The following is a 15608-nucleotide window of genomic DNA, read 5'->3' as shown; positions in this document are numbered from 1 at the left end:
GGAGGTAAGCTCAATAACGATATAAGGGCCGAAAAAACCAAGTGCAAAATTTTTGGCCCTGCTTACTATATCAAATCAAAGAAAAAGGAGAAACTCAAAATGAAAAAGGTAATTGCGGCATTGATGGTTTTGGCCATGGCGTTGACTATGGCGGCTTGCAGCGGCGAGGGCAATAGCTCCGCAGGCGGCACTTCCTCCACAGCGGGTCCCTCCTCCGCTGTCGGGTCTTCTTCCACGGCGGGTCCCTCCTCCGCTGTCGGGTCTTCTTCCACGGCAGCTGAATAAAAGTTCAGGTTTGCTCAAAAAACAGTCCGGCCCATTTTATATGGGCCGGACTGTTTTTTGGAGAAAATTTGCTTTAGAAGTGATAGATGCCCGCCGGCAGGGTATGGATCTCACCGTTTGGCAACAGTAGGGTAGCCTCGCAGTCAAAGGGAACTGTGATCTCATAGTGGAGCGCTTCTCCGTCATAACGCCATTCTACCTCATACCGTCCGGCGGCGGAATCCAGGCGCAGCCTGGCAAAACGAATGCGGGGATCCGGCATGGGGCAGATCACAGCTTTTTTGTAGCCGGGAGCCTCCTCACAGGGGTTCAGGCCGCAGAGGTTCCGGTACATCCAGTCGGCGATAGAGCCATAGGCATAGTGGTTCAGGCTGTTCATGCCCGTGCCGCTGATGGAGCCGTCCGGCAAAATGGAATTCCAGCGCTCCCACACGGTGGTAGCCCCCATCTTCACCTCATAAAGCCAGCTGGGGTAGTCGTTGTTTAAGAACAGATCATAGGCGGCTTTGTTCGCGCCGTTATCGGACAGGGCGCGGCACAGGAAGGGGGTGCCGCAGAAGCCGGTGTTCAGGTGCATTCCGTTCTTTTCCAGCAAGCCGGTGAGGGTGCTCAGCACCTTATCGAGGCAGCCCTCCGGATACAGGCCGAAGAACAGGCTCAATACACAGGCGGTCTGGGTCTCCGGGATCTTCAAGGCGCCGTCGGCGTGGAAGTATTCTTGCAGAAACGCTTTTTTGATTTTTTCGCCGAGGGCCTCATATTCCTTTTGATCCTCGGAAAGCCCCAGGGCCTTGGCGGCCTTGGCGGTCAGGGTGGCAGAATACCAGTAAAAAGCGGTAGCGGTGTAGGGCAGGCTGGTAGCGCCAAAGGGATTTTGCGTATCGCCGTCCTCACGGTCCAGGGCCAGCCAGTCTCCCAGCTGATTGCCCCGAAGCCACAGCCCCCGGTCTCCGTCTAACCGGTCGTCCCGGCGGATCCGCTCTACCCAGGTTTTCATCACCGGGTATTCCCGCCGAAGCAGGGCCAGGTCGCCGTAATTTTCATAAACCGCCCAGGGCATCATGGTGGCAACATCGCTCCAAATCGCACAGCCGGAGCCGTTATCCTTGACCCAGGAAAATTCCTTGTCGCTTTCGTCCACATGGGGCGCGGGGACAAAGAAAGGAACCGATCCGTCATAATACGCCTGCTCGTGGGCTATGTTTTCTACAAAATGGTGGAAGAACGCCGGCATGTAGATGTTTTTGCAGGCAGTGGCGGAGATGATGGCGGCGTCTCCCGTCCAGCCCAGGCGCTCGTCCCGCTGGGGACAGTCGGTGGGGATATCCAGGAAATTATCGAACTGGCCCCACATGGCGTTTTGGAATAGCCGGTTTACCAAGGGGTTGTCGGTTTCGATCCAGCCGATGGGGTCAATATCAGAGCGGATATGGCAGGCGGTAAAATCCTCAGCCCGCGCGGTTTTCACTCCCTCCACCTTGACAAACCGGAACCCGTAAAAGGTGAAATGGGGACGCACCCGAGCTGCCTTTCCATCGGAGAGATAGCGATACTCTGCCTTGGCGGAGCGCAGGTTATCCCGGTAGAAGCAGTCGTTCTGCATCACCTCGCTGTAGGTGAGCTTTACCTGGGCGCCAGCGGGCTCCCGGCAGGTGAATTCCACCCAGCCGGTCATGTTCTGCCCGAAATCCAATACGGTTTCCCCTTTGGGCGTGTGTAAGATCTCCACCGGGGCAAATTCCCGTTTCTTTACGATTCTCGGTCCCATTCTGGCAACGAGCGGGCGGGGCTCCTCCCGAAGCACTGTCTGCTTTGCCGGAGCTGCGCAGCCTGGCTCAGACCACCCGGGGATCTGCTTTTGAGCGTCATACTCCTCACCGTCGTAAATATTGCTGAACAGTACGGGAGAGGGGTAGCTTTTCCAGCTTTCATCGGAGATGACGACCTGCTCTGTGCCGTCCTTTTTCAGAACATGCAGCTCGCAAATGGCCTGCATGGTGTCGCCGTACAGATCGTGATAGCGGTCAAATACGATATCTCCCTTGTACCAGCCGGGGCCCAGGGCCAGGCCGATGGTGTTTTCCCCGGCCCGCAGCAGCTCGGTGACCTCAAAGGTCTGATACTCCAGATTGGAGTCGTAGCAGTGGTAGCCGGGCAGCAGGTATTCGTCCCCGGCCTTTTTCCCGTTTAGAGTAAGCTCATAGATCCCCAGCCCGCAGGCGTATACTCTGGCGGAGGCGATCTCTCCGTCTAGAGTAAAATCCTTTTTCAGAAGCGGGTGGGTTTCCCGGTCCGCAAAGTCGGCAGCGATCCACTTTGCTTGCCAGGGCTCCGCCTCCTTGGCAGTTTCAAACCAGGAGGAGGCGCTGGCGCTGTCTCCGTTATCCGCCCAAACGGTAACGGTCCAGGTGTAGCGGGTGCGGGGCGCAAGGGGAAAGTCGGCTTCAAAGCCCAGGGAGGAAATATCCTCCCGCTTCCCGCTGTCAAAGACCGGGCTGCCCCCACTGTCCTTTACTGTAATTTGGGCGGCGGCTTGCTTTTTCGCTTCGGTTTCCTCCGCCACCCAGGAAAAAATGGGCTTGCCCAGCAGCATGCCCAGCGGCTCTGTTACGTGGTTTGTGCGCAGATGAATCAGCTTCAAAACAATCTTCCTTTCCAAAGTTGAATTTGAGAGATAGCCTTAAAATCAGTCGGTTTTCCAATAACAGGGAAGAAGCTCTTTGAGGGGAACAGCCCTTTCTTCCTCTACCAGAACCTGACAGTCCGGGTTTCCAAGCTGCATTAAAAATTCCCGGCAGCGCCCGCAAGGGGGCATGATCTGGTGATCCCAGCCTACCGCTACGATCTTTTCCACCCGGCTTTCCCCGGCGGTGATCATGGCGGCAATAGCGGCATGCTCCGCGCAGAAGCCCATACTGCAGGCGGTATCGATGCATACGCCCCGATAAACGGTCCCCCGGTCTGTTACAAGGGCGGCGGCCACTCCGCCGGCTTCAATATCCTCCGAAATTTTCCGGGGACTCAAAACCTCCAGCGCGGCGGCTTTTAGCTCGGTAAACTCCATTTGACCAGCTCCTTACCTACGATTTCAATGAAATAAGCATAGCGCACTTTTTCCGAAAAAGAAAGCACTGGATTTTCCAAAAATAGTCTTGCTTTTTTGGCATATTTTACAAAACATGAATTGACTTTTGGAGATTTTCCGGCTATGATTAGGAAAAGAAAAGCCACAGTATCACAGGGAAAGGAACATAAATTTTATGGAGAAAAAATTTGCCAGGATCACCTTGGACAAGGATTTTCAAATCAGCCGGGTCGATAAACGTATTTACGGCTCTTTCATCGAGCACCTGGGCCGCGCGGTGTACGGCGGCATCTATCAGCCGGAGCACCCCAGCGCCGATGAGGAGGGCTTCCGCAAAGACGTGCTGGAGCTGGTAAAGGAGATCGGCGTGCCCATTGTCCGCTACCCCGGCGGCAACTTTGTTTCCAATTTTTATTGGGAGGACAGCGTCGGCCCGGTGGCGGAGCGTCCCCGCAGGCTGGAGCTTGCCTGGAGAAGCACGGAGCCGAACCTGGTGGGCGTCAACGAGTTTTCCAGCTGGGCGAAAAAGGCCGGAACCGATGTGATGATGGCGGTGAACCTGGGCACCCGAGGCATTGAGGCCGCCTGTAATCTGCTGGAATACTGCAATCACTCCTCCGGCACGAAATATAGCGATCTGCGCATTTCCCACGGCGTTTCAGCACCCCACAACATCAAGGTGTGGTGCCTGGGCAACGAGATGGACGGCCCCTGGCAGACAGGGCATAAGACCGCTCTGGAATACGGCCGCCTGGCAGACGAGACCGCCAAGGCCATGAAGCAGATCGATCCCTCTCTGGAGCTGGTGGTGTGCGGCAGCTCCAACACCGGAATGCCCACTTACCCCCAGTGGGAGGCTACCGTGCTGGAAGAAGCCTATGACAGCGTGGATTTCATTTCCCTGCATACCTATTACGGCAACCGCTTCCACGATACCGCCAATTTCCTGGCCCAGTCTGACGATATGGATCACTTTATCAAAACGGTGATCTCCACCTGTGATTTTGTCAAGGCGAAAAAGCGGGCCAAAAAAGATATGATGCTCAGCTTTGACGAGTGGAATGTGTGGTTCCACGCCAACGCCGAGGACGACGATACCATGAAGAACCGCCCCTGGGCGGTGGCCCCCCACCTTTTGGAGGATCAGTATGACTTTGAGGACGCTTTGCTGGTGGGTCTGATGCTCATCACCATGCTGAAGCATTCCGACAGGGTGCGCATGGCCTGTCTTGCCCAGCTGGTAAATGTGATCGCCCCCATTATGACGGAGGAAAATGGCCCCGCCTGGAAGCAGACCATTTTCTATCCCTATCTTCACGCCTCCCAATACGGCAGGGGCGTGGCGCTGGATACGGCTCTTCGCTCTTCCCGCCACGATACCATGGATTTCACCGATGTGACCGATGTGGAATCCGCGGCGGTGTGGAACGACGAAGGGGAGGAGTTGACGGTATTTGCCGTGAACCGTGATCTTTCCGAGAGCATCACGCTGGAAACAGATTTGAGAAGCTTCCCCGGGTATCGGCTCACAGAGCATATCGTGCTGGAGCATCCTGATTTCTTCGCGGTAAACTCCGCGGAAAACCAGGCAGTCACGCCGAAAACCGTAACAGACCGGGATCAGCAGGACAACGGCCTTCTGAAGAGCCGTCTGGCTCCCGCTTCCTGGAACGTGATCCGTTTGAAAAAGAGCTGAGAAGAGCGTACCATATCAGGGTATAAAAGAGCCGCCGGAGCTTCCGGCGGCTCTTTGCCGCTTTAAGTGATAATTGAGATGATTTACTAAAAAAACCGCGCCCGCCGGATCACTCCGGCGGGCGCGGTAAAAAGGAGAATCAAACTATGAAACTTTTGTAAACTCAGCTGTTGTAGTACCTGGTGGTGATCACACAGGCTTCCGCCCGGGTAGCGGTTCCCTTGGGGTCGAATTTATTGCCGCCCACACCGCTGATCAGGCCGTTGTCCCGGCAGGCGTATACAGCCTCTTTCGCCCAGGAGCTGATTTTTTTGTCGTCCGCGAAAGCGGCGGAGGAAGCGCTTCTCTCCAGCCCAGCGTACTGGGCCAGGATCACGCACATCTGCTCTCTGCTGATCACGGCATTGGGACGGAAGGTGTTGTCCGTAAAGCCGTGCACATAGCCCATTTCAGAAGCCCAGGCGATAGCCCTGGTCATTTGCGAGGCTGGGTTCTTCACATCGGTAAAGCTTGTCCCTTTGTCGTACAGGGAAAGATCCACCCGGTCAAGATTCGCCAGGGCCATTACAAACTGTGCCCGGGTGATCTTGCCGTTGGGAGTAAAGGTGCCGTTGCCGTTGCCCCGGAAGATCTGCGCCTCTACCGCCTTGTCCACCGCGCTGTAGAACCAGTCCTTGGTGGTAAAATCGGTGAACACGCTGCTGTCGGAAAGAACGGTAGCGGTGGAAACGGGAGTTTTTACGCCGCTTTTCATGGCTATGGCCTTGTAGGTACAGCCGGTCATATAAATGGGCCCGGTATAGGGCGTGGAATTCTGATCGGGCTGGGTGTTGTCCACCGTGTAATAAATATCCGCGCCGGCCCCGGCTGTCATGGTGACATAGCCGCCCGCCGCTTCGATCACGGGAGCGCCGGAGGCGGGAACATTGGAAACGCGCTCCGCGTAAAGAGAGCAGACATAGCCGGAAAATCCGCCGGAGGTAATGACGGAATACCATTTATCGGTGGAAACACCGTCTGCCGTGACCTTTTCTCCGGTGACCTCGTCAAGAATATCTACGCCAGTACCCTTGGAGAGCGTGGTGACGATCTCCGATTTTGTAGTGGCCGCCTGCCGCAGGCGAACGCTGTTGGCGGTGATCTTACCGTTATAGGCGGCGGGCTCATCATTGCCCTGAGAGCCGCCGTAGATCAATTCATAGGTGCTGTCCTTGCCGCTGTACCTGGCGCGCAGATAAGCGGCCACCTGAGAAGCGGAGGCGTAACGGGTGCTGAGCGTTACGCGGTTTACGGGAACATATTCCCCGGCGGCGGTATAAGCGTACCCATCGCTGCCGATTCGATAACCGTCTACCGTGGTATCGGTGTCGTACTCATAGCTGGTATAATGGACAAGCTTTCCGTCCAGCTCGTACCAGCCCTCCACCGGGTATTTCATGCCGTTGTCAAAAACATGCCAGGCGGTCCAGTTTCTGCCGCTGCCCACCACCGGCTCCCGGCGCATATTGTACTGCGAATCGCTGTTATCTGCGGCTTCGTTATTGCCGATATAAATGCCGATGTGCCCGTAAATGCCCGTGCCGGGATCGTAATAATCCGGCATGGTCAGTGCCAGGCCGTGAATGTTGGGAATTCCCTCGCTGATGTCGTTGGAAAAAACGCAGTTGTCCTCCACCTGGCTGGTGGCGCCGCCCCGGCAGTTACCCAAGGCCCCTGCATCGGAGAAATAGGCGTAGAGCAGGCCAGCACAGTCCGAACCCCTGGTATTGCCCACCGTCTGACCCTTGCCGCCGGAAATGTAGAGCCAGCCGTCCCGATGGGCCTTGATGCCGTGGGCGGCCATTCCCAGAGAAGTGGGCGTCTCCGCGGCGGAGGCGCTTTGACCGGGCAGCAGCCCGGCGGCACATACCAGCGCCAGTACCAGAAGAAGACAGAGGCTTCTGAGCGTTCCTTTTTTTGTCAAGCTTCGTATCATGGGTGATTCCCTCGCGTTTCAAAAAATATAGAATGAGTTGAATAAGCTGCGGCTGTCCCGCTTCTTTATTCAAGAAGGGAGAGGGACAACCAAAAGGTTACAAATTGGTTACATTCTATCACGCCTTGTTTCATTTTGCAACCCGCTTGGAAAAAATTCACAATTTCTTTGCGTTTTTCCGGAAACGCAGGTTTCCGGAAATCCAGGGAATTCCTGAGAGAAAAGGAGTTTTCCACTTCCCTTGCCAATTTCTTCCCCTTACCGAAATACCTTGCTTTTGATCTTTGAACATCCTGCCCGGGCGGCTTTTGGTGAAAAAGGAAAGGAGCGGCTGAAAAATTGAGATTGACTTTACCCCGGGATTCATAGATAATAAAAGCATATAGGGAAAGGAAGGCGCTGCATGTGAAAAATCTGAAACTTCAGTTGATGAGCCTGCTGCTTGCCGCCGCGCTGCTTCTCAGCATGGTGCCGGTAAGCGCACTGGCCTGGGAAAATGCGGAGGCTCTGCCCGTGGAGGTAGAGGTTCAGCGGACAGAGGATGGAGAGGGCGGCTATGATGCCGTGCTGGAAAACCGGGAAACGCTGGGAGGCGGCGACCCGCTTCTCAGTGACGAAAGAGCATTCCGCGCGCCCGCCGTTTCCTATGACGGCGGAGATATGTATGGGCAGCTCACCGCCCGACAGAAAGCCTGCTATGACGCGCTGGAGGCCATTACAATAGACCGTCTGCTTTCTTCCGCTCAGGTACAGCACAACAATATGATATATTATAGAGTCCTCACACGGGTCCCGGAGCTGACCGGGGTCTCTATCGCGGGTTCTTTTTCCAAAGGGAAATTTGTCCCCGCCAAAGCGGCGGCTTCCATAGAATCCGGCATCTATACGGATCTGTGCGCCGCCATCGTGGCCCTGCGCTACGACAGGCCGGACGCTTTGTGGCTTGCCCATTTGCAATACGGCTATAAGGTGATCCAGTCCGGTTCCGCCGCTGCCAAGGTCACCGATGTGATTTTTGATTTCCATTTAGAATATGGCGGGCTGGAGCGGGATATGCACAACGACATGCTGAAGCGGGCGGAGGAGATCGCCGCGGAGGCAAAAAACGCCCCCAATACCTACAGCAGGGTAAAAGCCGTCCACGATCTGCTGGCCCAGGTCAACACCTATGGAGATCCCAAGGAAAACCTGGCCCACACCGCCTACAGCGCCCTGATCCAGGGAGACGCTTACGAACCTGTCTGTGACGGGTACGCCAAGGCATTTAAAATTGTCTGCGGCCTGCTGGATATCCCCTGTGCCCTTGCTTCCAGCGCCACCCATATGTGGAACAATGTGAAAATGGACGATGGGGAATGGTACAATCTGGATCTCACCTGGGACGATAGCCAGGCGGACGCTGTTGGCTACGATTACTTCCTGGTCGGCTCTCAAACCGTAGTAGAGGGAGAGGCCTTCTCCAGGCAGAAGGATCATCTGGAGGAAAATCCCTACAATGTTTATCTGGAAGGGGATAAGGATAAGCTTTTGAAGCCGGTGTCACTTTCGTTCCCCGCCAAAAGCAAGCAGGCCTATACCTATCAGGGAGAAGATTACCCGTCTCTTACCTTCCCGGACGTAAAACGCAGCGCTTGGTATTATGAACCTGTGGAAAAGGCTTATCAGTTGGGCCTGTTTCAAGGAGATACCAACGGGCTGTTCCAGCCCTCCAAAAATATTACCAGGGCGGAATTCGCTCTGGTCACGGCAAACGCGCTGGGCGTGGAACTCAGCGAATACGGCGGCTCCGCCTTTACCGATGTGCCGGAGGGAAAGTGGTTTTCCCCGGCGGTGGCCTGGGCAAAGGAGGCCGGCGTCATGCGGGGAGACGGTAACGGGAAATTCCGCCCCAACGCGCCCATCACCCGGGAAGAAATGTGCGTGGTGATCTCTCAGGCCCTGGAGGCCCACAAAGAGCTCGAAAGCTTTACCTTCCCGGATCACGCCTCCATCTCCCGCTGGGCCAGAAACGCCGTCTATGAATGCTATACGCTGGGACTGGTCAAGGGGGACAACAAGGGCTATTTCTCCCCCAAGGGCAACACCCTCAGAAGCGAAGCGGCAACCGTGTTTACAAAGTTTGTAGAGCTGGGCGAGCCCTACCTGCCTCAGAAATAAAGTGAAAGCATATCCAAAGAAGGCCGCCCGTTCAGGGCGGCCTTCTTTTCTGTTGTCAGCCATACGAGTAATGAGAAATTAGCAATGAGCAATTTTAAGGGCGAAGTTTAATAAATTCGGAATTTAGCGGTGAGCGAAAGCCTGCCCTTGCTTGCAAGGGGAGGGGGACCACCGTTAGGTGGTAGAGGGGATCGTCACACGCAGAAAGCGGGATAGAATCGCCAGTTTCAATCCCCTCAGTCAGCCTTCGGCTGACAGCTCCCCTTACTTGCGTAAGTGGAGCCTAAGGGTGCTAAACTATAATTTACCGGGCGTTGCCCTTAATTGCTCATTGCTAATTCCTCATTGCCCTGGTATTCCCCAGCATCTCAAAAATTTCCCGAACAGGTTTTTCTTCTCTTTTTTATTGACAAAATCCACGCAAAATAAGATAATAAAAGTTCAGGACGTGCGGAGCTGTGATACGCCGTGCGCCTTTTGTGAAAAAATGGAAAAATCGCCGGCAGGGGTTATCCTGATCCCGGCATAAAACAGGAGTGAGGAACGTGAACACAGAGCTTGCCAAGGCATATGAGCCTCAGGAAGTGGAAAAACGAATTTACGATTTCTGGATGAAGGGCGGCTGGTTCCATGCGGAGCCGGATCCCGAAAAGAAGCCCTACACCATTGTGATCCCGCCGCCCAATATCACCGGGCAGCTGCACATGGGACATGCCCTGGACGAAACCATGCAGGATATTCTGATCCGCTGGAAGCGCATGCAGGGGTATTCCGCCCTGTGGCTTCCCGGTACGGACCATGCTTCCATCGCCACAGAGGCCAAGATCGTGGAGGCCATGCGGGAGGAAGGGATCTCGAAGGAGAATCTCGGCAGAGAGGGCTTTTTAGAGCGGGCCTGGGCCTGGAAGGAAAAATTCGGCGGACGAATCATTGAGCAGCTGAAGCTTTTGGGCTCCTCCTGCGACTGGGACCGCCTGCGCTTTACCATGGACGAGGGCTGCTCCAAGGCGGTGCGCCATGTGTTTGTAAAGCTTTACAAGCAGGGGCTCATTTACCGGGGAGAACGCATCATCAACTGGTGTCCCAACTGCCGTACCGCGATTTCCGACGCCGAGGTGAATTTCGAGGAAAAGGAAGGCTCCTTCTGGCATCTGCGCTATCCCCTGGCGGACGGCTCCGGCTTTATTGAGCTTGCCACCACCCGGCCGGAAACCATGCTGGGCGATACGGCTGTGGCGGTGCACCCCGCGGACGAGCGCTACCGGCATCTCATCGGCAAAACGGTGATCCTGCCTTTGGTGGAAAAGGAGATCCCCATTGTTGCCGACGAATACGTGGAAATGGATTTCGGCACCGGTGTGGTAAAGATCACCCCCGCCCACGACCCCAACGACTTCGAGGTGGGCAAGCGCCACGACCTGCCGGTCATCAACGTGATGAACGAGGACGGCTCCATCAATGAAAACGGCGGAAAATACGCGGGCCTGTCCGGCATGGAGGCCAGAAAGCAGATCGTGAAGGACCTGGACGAGGGCGGCTATCTGATCAAAATCGAGCCCCTAAAGCACAATGTAGGCACCTGCTCCCGCTGCCACACGGTGGTGGAGCCCCGGGTGTCTACTCAGTGGTTCGTGAAAATGGAGCCCCTGGCGAAGCCCGCCGTAGACGCGGTGAAAACCGGTGAGATCAAGTTCATTCCGGAGCGGATGGACAAGGTCTATTATAACTGGATGGACAATATCAAGGACTGGTGTATTTCTCGGCAGCTGTGGTGGGGCCATCGGATCCCCGCCTGGTACTGCGAGGATTGCGGGGAGATCATTGTTTCCGAAACAGACGCCGAAATCTGTCCCAAGTGCGGCAGCCGCCATCTGCGGCAGGACAGCGATACGCTGGATACCTGGTTCTCCTCCGCCCTGTGGCCCTTCTCCACGCTGGGGTGGCCGGAAAATACAGAAGAGCTGAAGTACTTCTATCCCACCGACACCCTGGTTACCGGGTACGATATCATTTTCTTCTGGGTGGCCAGAATGATCTTCTCCGGCCTGGAGCACATGGGAGAGGCTCCCTTTAAGACCGTGTTTTTCCACGGCCTTGTCCGGGACGCCCAGGGCAGAAAAATGAGCAAGTCCCTGGGCAACGGCATTGACCCCGTGGAGGTCATTGACCGGTACGGCGCGGATGCCCTGCGCTTTACACTGGTAACGGGAAACAGCCCCGGAAACGATATGCGCTTCTCTGATGAAAAGGTGGCCGCCAGCCGGAACTTTGCCAATAAGCTTTGGAACGCCGCTCGGTTCATTCACATGAACATCGATGGAAAAGACGTGCCCTGCGCCCTGCCGGAAACGCTTTCCCTGGAGGATAAGTGGATCCTCAGCCGTTTTATGTCCGTCACAAAGGAAATGACGGAAAATCTGGAGAAATTTGAGCTGGGCATCGCCGTGGCGAAGCTTTACGATTTCCTGTGGGACGATTTCTGCGATTGGACCATTGAGCTCGCCAAGATCCGCATGAACGGCGAAGATGAGGCGGACGCCCAAAATACCCGGCAGGTGCTGGTGTGGGTGCTGAGCAATACCTTAAAGCTGCTGCACCCCTTTATGCCCTTTATCACGGAGGAGATCTGGCAAAGCCTGCCCCACGAGGGAGAGGCTCTGATCGTTGCTCCCTGGCCGGTTTATGACAAGGCTCTCTGCTTCCCGGAGGAGGAAGCGGAAATGGCCAAGGTCATGGAGCTGATCACCGCTGTGCGTACCCGCCGCAGTGAAATGAATGTGCCGCCCTCCAGAAAAGCCCATCTGTATGTGGAAACCGCTTCCCCCGCCGCCTTTGAAACAGAGCGGGAGGCCATTCTCCGCCTGGCCTATTGCAGCGGGCTGGAGATCGGAGAAGCCTTCTCCGTGGACGGCGCGGTCACAGTGGTCACCGCCGCCTGCAAGGGCTATCTGCCCATGGACGACCTGGTGGATAAAGCCGCCGAGACCGCCCGGCTCCGGAAGGAGCTGGAGGGCGCGAAAAAGCAGCTCGCGAATGCCGAAGCAAAGCTTCAAAACGAAACCTTTATCGGCAAAGCCCCCCAGAAGGTGATCGATGGAGTAAGGGACAACGCCGAAAAGCTTCGGGAAAAAGTGCGCCTGATTGAAGAGTCTTTGAAAGCGTTTCAGTGAGGGACGGTCCATGAATTGCAAAATAGGCTCTCTTTACCTGTGCGTGAAGGATATGGATCGAGCGATTGAATTTTACGAAAAATTTTTTGAAATGTCTGTTACGATAAAAGATGAGGTCTACAGCGATTTTCACGTCGGCGGTTTTCAGTGGGGCCTTTTCGCCTATGAAAAAATGGGGGAAGAGCACACTTTTGGCAGTAATTGCCTGCCTAGTGTTAAGGTGGAAAACCTTGAGACGCTGAAAAGAAAGCTGAAGGGCTTGACGGTTTGTTTCCCCCTGACAAAAATCGGGGATAACTGGGTCTCGGAATTTGTAGACAGCGAGGGAAATCATGTAGAGCTGACTGCTCCTGCCGGATAGACGAGGAAAAGCGGAAGGAACTTTTCTTTGCCTTTGACATGCTTCCCCAAAATATTTGTGTTTCACACAGTAAAATAGTCCTGAAAAGAGCGGACAAGCCGTTCTTTTCAGGACTTTCTTTTTTGCGGAACATCACGAAGCTCTGCCATCTGAAAACTAAAATTTTGGAAGGAATGTGATCGTATGAACGTGCAGCTCAGTTACAAGGACGGCGTGCTTACCGCCCGGCTCAGCGGGGAGATCGACCACCACAACGCCAGGGAAATGCGGGAGCAGATCGACGATACCTCTCAAAAGCTGAAGCCCTATTGCCTGCGTCTGGATTTTTCGGACGTGCCCTTTATGGACAGCTCCGGCGTAGGGCTGATTCTGGGAAGAGTGCGTCTGTACCGCTTTTGGAAGGGCCATGTGGTGCTGTGCGGGTTGTCCCCCTACCTGAATAAGATGGTGGAGCTTTCCGGAATAGAATCCATTGCCGCAATAGAAAGGAGGGCGGGATAACATGATGAAGCCGGTGAATCAAACGCAGATCTGCTTCCCCTCCAACTCCGTGAATGAGAGCTTCGGCCGGGCGGCGGTATCGGCCTTTCTCGCCCAGCTGGACCCCACGGTATCCGACCTGACGGAGCTGAAGACCGCCGTTTCCGAGGCGGTGACAAACGCCATTGTACACGGCTATCGGGAAAAGCTCGGAATGGTTTACATAACTGTGAAACTTTTTGAAAACGGCAAGGCGGTGGTACGCATTCGGGATAAGGGCTGCGGCATTTCGGATATCCGGCAGGCCATGGAGCCCCTGTACACTACCGGCGGCGAAGAACGGGCGGGCCTGGGCTTTTCCGTGATGCAAAGCTTTTGCGACAGAGTGCGGGTGAGCTCTGCGCCCGGCAAGGGCACCAGCGTCACCCTGACAAAGCTCTTTGAGACAAAGGCATAGCTATGCTTGTCTGCCAAACGAAGCATTGCTCCGACGGCTTTGTGGAAGAAAACATGGGCCTTGTACACCTGTGCGCCCGGCGTTTTTCCGGAAAGGGCGTGGAGTATGAGGATCTGTTTCAGGCGGGCTGTGTGGGGCTGATCAAAGCGGCCGAGCATTTTGACTGGGAACGGGGCGTGAAATTTTCCACCTATGCCGTGCCGGTCATTTTGGGGGAGATCCGCCTGCTGTTTCGCGTTGGGCGGCCTGTTCGCGTTTCCCGGGGCATGCAGGAGCTGGGAAAAAAGGCCCGGGAGGCGGAGGAGGCTTTTCGGGAAAAAGAGGGAACAAGCCCCACGGTGGCCCAGGTGGCGAAGCTCTTGAGCGTGCCAGTGGAAAAGGCGGCGCTGGCGCTGGGCGTTTCTCAAGCCCCCGTTTCCCTCAGCGGTGATGAAAGCGGAGAGCTGGAGATCCCGGTGGAAGCCCCGGAGGAAAAAATGACAGAGCGGCTTACCCTGTACGAGCTGCTCCACACCCTGGAGGAGCGGGACAAAAAGCTCCTCGAATACCGCTATTTTCAGGGAAAAACACAAACGGTCACCGCCGGCCTGCTGGGAATGACCCAGGTGCAGGTCAGCCGAAGAGAAAAAAAGCTGCTGCTCTATCTGCGGCAGGAGCTTATGGAAAAGTAAAAGCCGGGCGATCCGCGTAAAATGTGGAGCCCGGCTTTTACTATACAATAGAGGAATTGGGAATGAGCAATGAGAAGGAGCGAGGGCCGTCGCTTGCTAAATTGGAATTTAGCGGTTATCTGCACACCACCCTCTTGTCATTCTGAGCGAAGCGAAGAATCTCGTTCTTTGCCCTTTTGCCCTGGAATTAAGGACGAGATTCTTCGTCACTTTGTTCCTCAGAATGACAAAAAAGAGAACTTTCCCTTTTCTAACGACTAACAACTAACAGCTAACGACTAGTTCATTAAACTAAAATTTACCGCCCTGTCTCTCCCTGATTCCCCATTTCACGCGGAAGCGCATTTGCTCTTCAGCCTTTCCAGAAAGGCCTCTGCGGCGGCGGAAAAGACCTGATGCCTTTTCCACACAAGGCTCAGCCCCGTTTCCAGCTTTGGCTCTAAGGGGCGAAAGGTCAAAGCGCTTTCCGGGGAGATATTTACCAGCCTGTCAATGGTCAGGGCGCAGCCCAGCCCGGCTTCTACCATAAGGGCGGCGTTGTAAACCAGGTTAAAGGTGGTGGAAATATTCAGCGCTTCAAAGGACTCTCCAAACCAGCGGGCATAGGCGTTGTCGCGCCCTGCCTCCATGGCCTGCCGGGAAACGATCAAGGGCTGATCCGCAAGCTCCTCTCTGCGGACGGCCTTTTTTTGCGCCAGGGGATCGTCCTTGCGTATCACGACTCCCCAGCGCTCTTTCTCCGGAAGCTCCAGGCTTTCATAGCGGGAAAGGTCGGCGGGGTGGACAAAAACCCCGAAATCCAGAAGCCCCTTTTCCAGCCGCTCGGCAACGTCCTGAGAATTTCCGCTGTAAAGGTGATAGCGCACGCCCGGGTATTCCTCCCGCAGCTCCCTGGCGGTTTGGGCAATGAGGAACAGGCCGCGGGTCTCGCCGCCGCCGATATACACGTCTCCGGCAATTTCCGTGTCTATGGCGCTGAACTCTCCCTCTGTTTTATCCACCATGGAAACGATCTCCTCCGCCCTTTTGCGCAGAAGCATGCCGGCCGGTGTCAAGGATACCCGGTGGCTGCCCCGAACCAGAAGCTTCTGCCCCAGCTCCTGCTCCAGGTCATGGATCTGCCGGGAAAGGGTGGGTTGGGTCACATGCAGCAGATTTGCCGCCCCTGTGATCGTCTCCTCTCTGGCCACCGCCAGAAAGTATCGCAATACTCTCAGCTCCAAGGCAACGCCCTCCCAAATGCTTTCTATACATGTGATTGTAGCAAAGTG

The 15608-nt window shown here is 55.4% G+C and carries 12 protein-coding genes; 7 read left to right on the top strand and 5 right to left on the bottom strand.

Going from position 1 to position 15608, the window contains the following annotated elements; all coding sequences use genetic code 11:
- Window positions 1-65: 65 nt before the first annotated feature.
- The 3 genes from U8T64_RS03335 to U8T64_RS03325 all read right to left on the bottom strand — a co-directional run bounded on the left by U8T64_RS03335 (window position 66) and on the right by U8T64_RS03325 (window position 3349).
- Window positions 66-236: a hypothetical protein gene (locus tag U8T64_RS03335; protein WP_322180943.1), complete on the bottom strand. Its 171-nt coding sequence runs from the start codon at window positions 234-236 to the stop codon at window positions 66-68.
- Window positions 237-358: 122 nt separating this feature from the next.
- Entirely contained in the window at window positions 359-2926 is a 2568-nt protein-coding gene (locus tag U8T64_RS03330) for an alpha-L-rhamnosidase (RefSeq protein ID WP_322180942.1), read from the bottom strand.
- A 45-nt stretch (window positions 2927-2971) separates the two neighbouring features.
- On the bottom strand, window positions 2972-3349 hold the full coding sequence (locus U8T64_RS03325) for a cytidine deaminase family protein (RefSeq protein WP_322180941.1): 378 nt from the start codon (window positions 3347-3349) through the stop codon (window positions 2972-2974).
- Between the two features lie 196 nt (window positions 3350-3545).
- On the opposite strand from U8T64_RS03325, the gene arfA reads away from it, so the two are divergent.
- Window positions 3546-5066: an arabinosylfuranosidase ArfA gene (gene arfA, locus U8T64_RS03320; RefSeq protein WP_322180940.1), complete on the top strand. Its 1521-nt coding sequence runs from the start codon at window positions 3546-3548 to the stop codon at window positions 5064-5066.
- 163 nt (window positions 5067-5229) lie between these two features.
- Here the strand turns inward: arfA and U8T64_RS03315 are convergent, their stop codons facing one another.
- Window positions 5230-7041, bottom strand: a complete 1812-nt coding sequence (locus U8T64_RS03315; RefSeq protein ID WP_322180938.1) for an S-layer homology domain-containing protein — start codon at window positions 7039-7041, stop codon at window positions 5230-5232.
- Window positions 7042-7446: 405 nt separating this feature from the next.
- Between U8T64_RS03315 and U8T64_RS03310 the strand changes: the two genes are divergently transcribed.
- From U8T64_RS03310 to U8T64_RS03285, 6 genes are all read left to right on the top strand, one after another.
- Complete coding sequence (locus U8T64_RS03310) at window positions 7447-9198, top strand: S-layer homology domain-containing protein (protein WP_322180936.1); 1752 nt, start codon at window positions 7447-7449, stop codon at window positions 9196-9198.
- A 545-nt stretch (window positions 9199-9743) separates the two neighbouring features.
- Window positions 9744-12368, top strand: a complete 2625-nt coding sequence (locus U8T64_RS03305) for a valine--tRNA ligase (RefSeq protein ID WP_322180934.1) — start codon at window positions 9744-9746, stop codon at window positions 12366-12368.
- 10 nt (window positions 12369-12378) lie between these two features.
- Complete coding sequence (locus U8T64_RS03300) at window positions 12379-12729, top strand: VOC family protein (protein ID WP_322180932.1); 351 nt, start codon at window positions 12379-12381, stop codon at window positions 12727-12729.
- Between the two features lie 183 nt (window positions 12730-12912).
- Window positions 12913-13230: an anti-sigma factor antagonist gene (locus tag U8T64_RS03295; protein WP_322180930.1), complete on the top strand. Its 318-nt coding sequence runs from the start codon at window positions 12913-12915 to the stop codon at window positions 13228-13230.
- A 4-nt stretch (window positions 13231-13234) separates the two neighbouring features.
- Window positions 13235-13666 (top strand): anti-sigma F factor, encoded by a 432-nt coding sequence (spoIIAB, locus tag U8T64_RS03290; RefSeq protein WP_322182006.1) that lies wholly within the window; start codon window positions 13235-13237, stop codon window positions 13664-13666.
- 2 nt (window positions 13667-13668) lie between these two features.
- Window positions 13669-14337, top strand: a complete 669-nt coding sequence (locus U8T64_RS03285; protein WP_322180928.1) for a sigma-70 family RNA polymerase sigma factor — start codon at window positions 13669-13671, stop codon at window positions 14335-14337.
- Between the two features lie 329 nt (window positions 14338-14666).
- On the opposite strand, the gene U8T64_RS03280 is transcribed toward U8T64_RS03285, so the two are convergent.
- Window positions 14667-15560 carry a LysR family transcriptional regulator gene (locus U8T64_RS03280; RefSeq protein WP_322180926.1) on the bottom strand — a complete coding sequence of 298 codons (894 nt, stop codon included), beginning with the start codon at window positions 15558-15560 and terminating at the stop codon, window positions 14667-14669.
- Window positions 15561-15608: the final 48 nt, after the last annotated feature.

Origin of the sequence: Neglectibacter caecimuris (genome assembly GCF_034335015.1) — a bacterium.
Taxonomy (GTDB): domain Bacteria; phylum Bacillota; class Clostridia; order Oscillospirales; family Acutalibacteraceae; genus Acutalibacter; species Acutalibacter caecimuris_A.
This window is presented reverse-complemented; position numbering and strand designations above follow the sequence as displayed.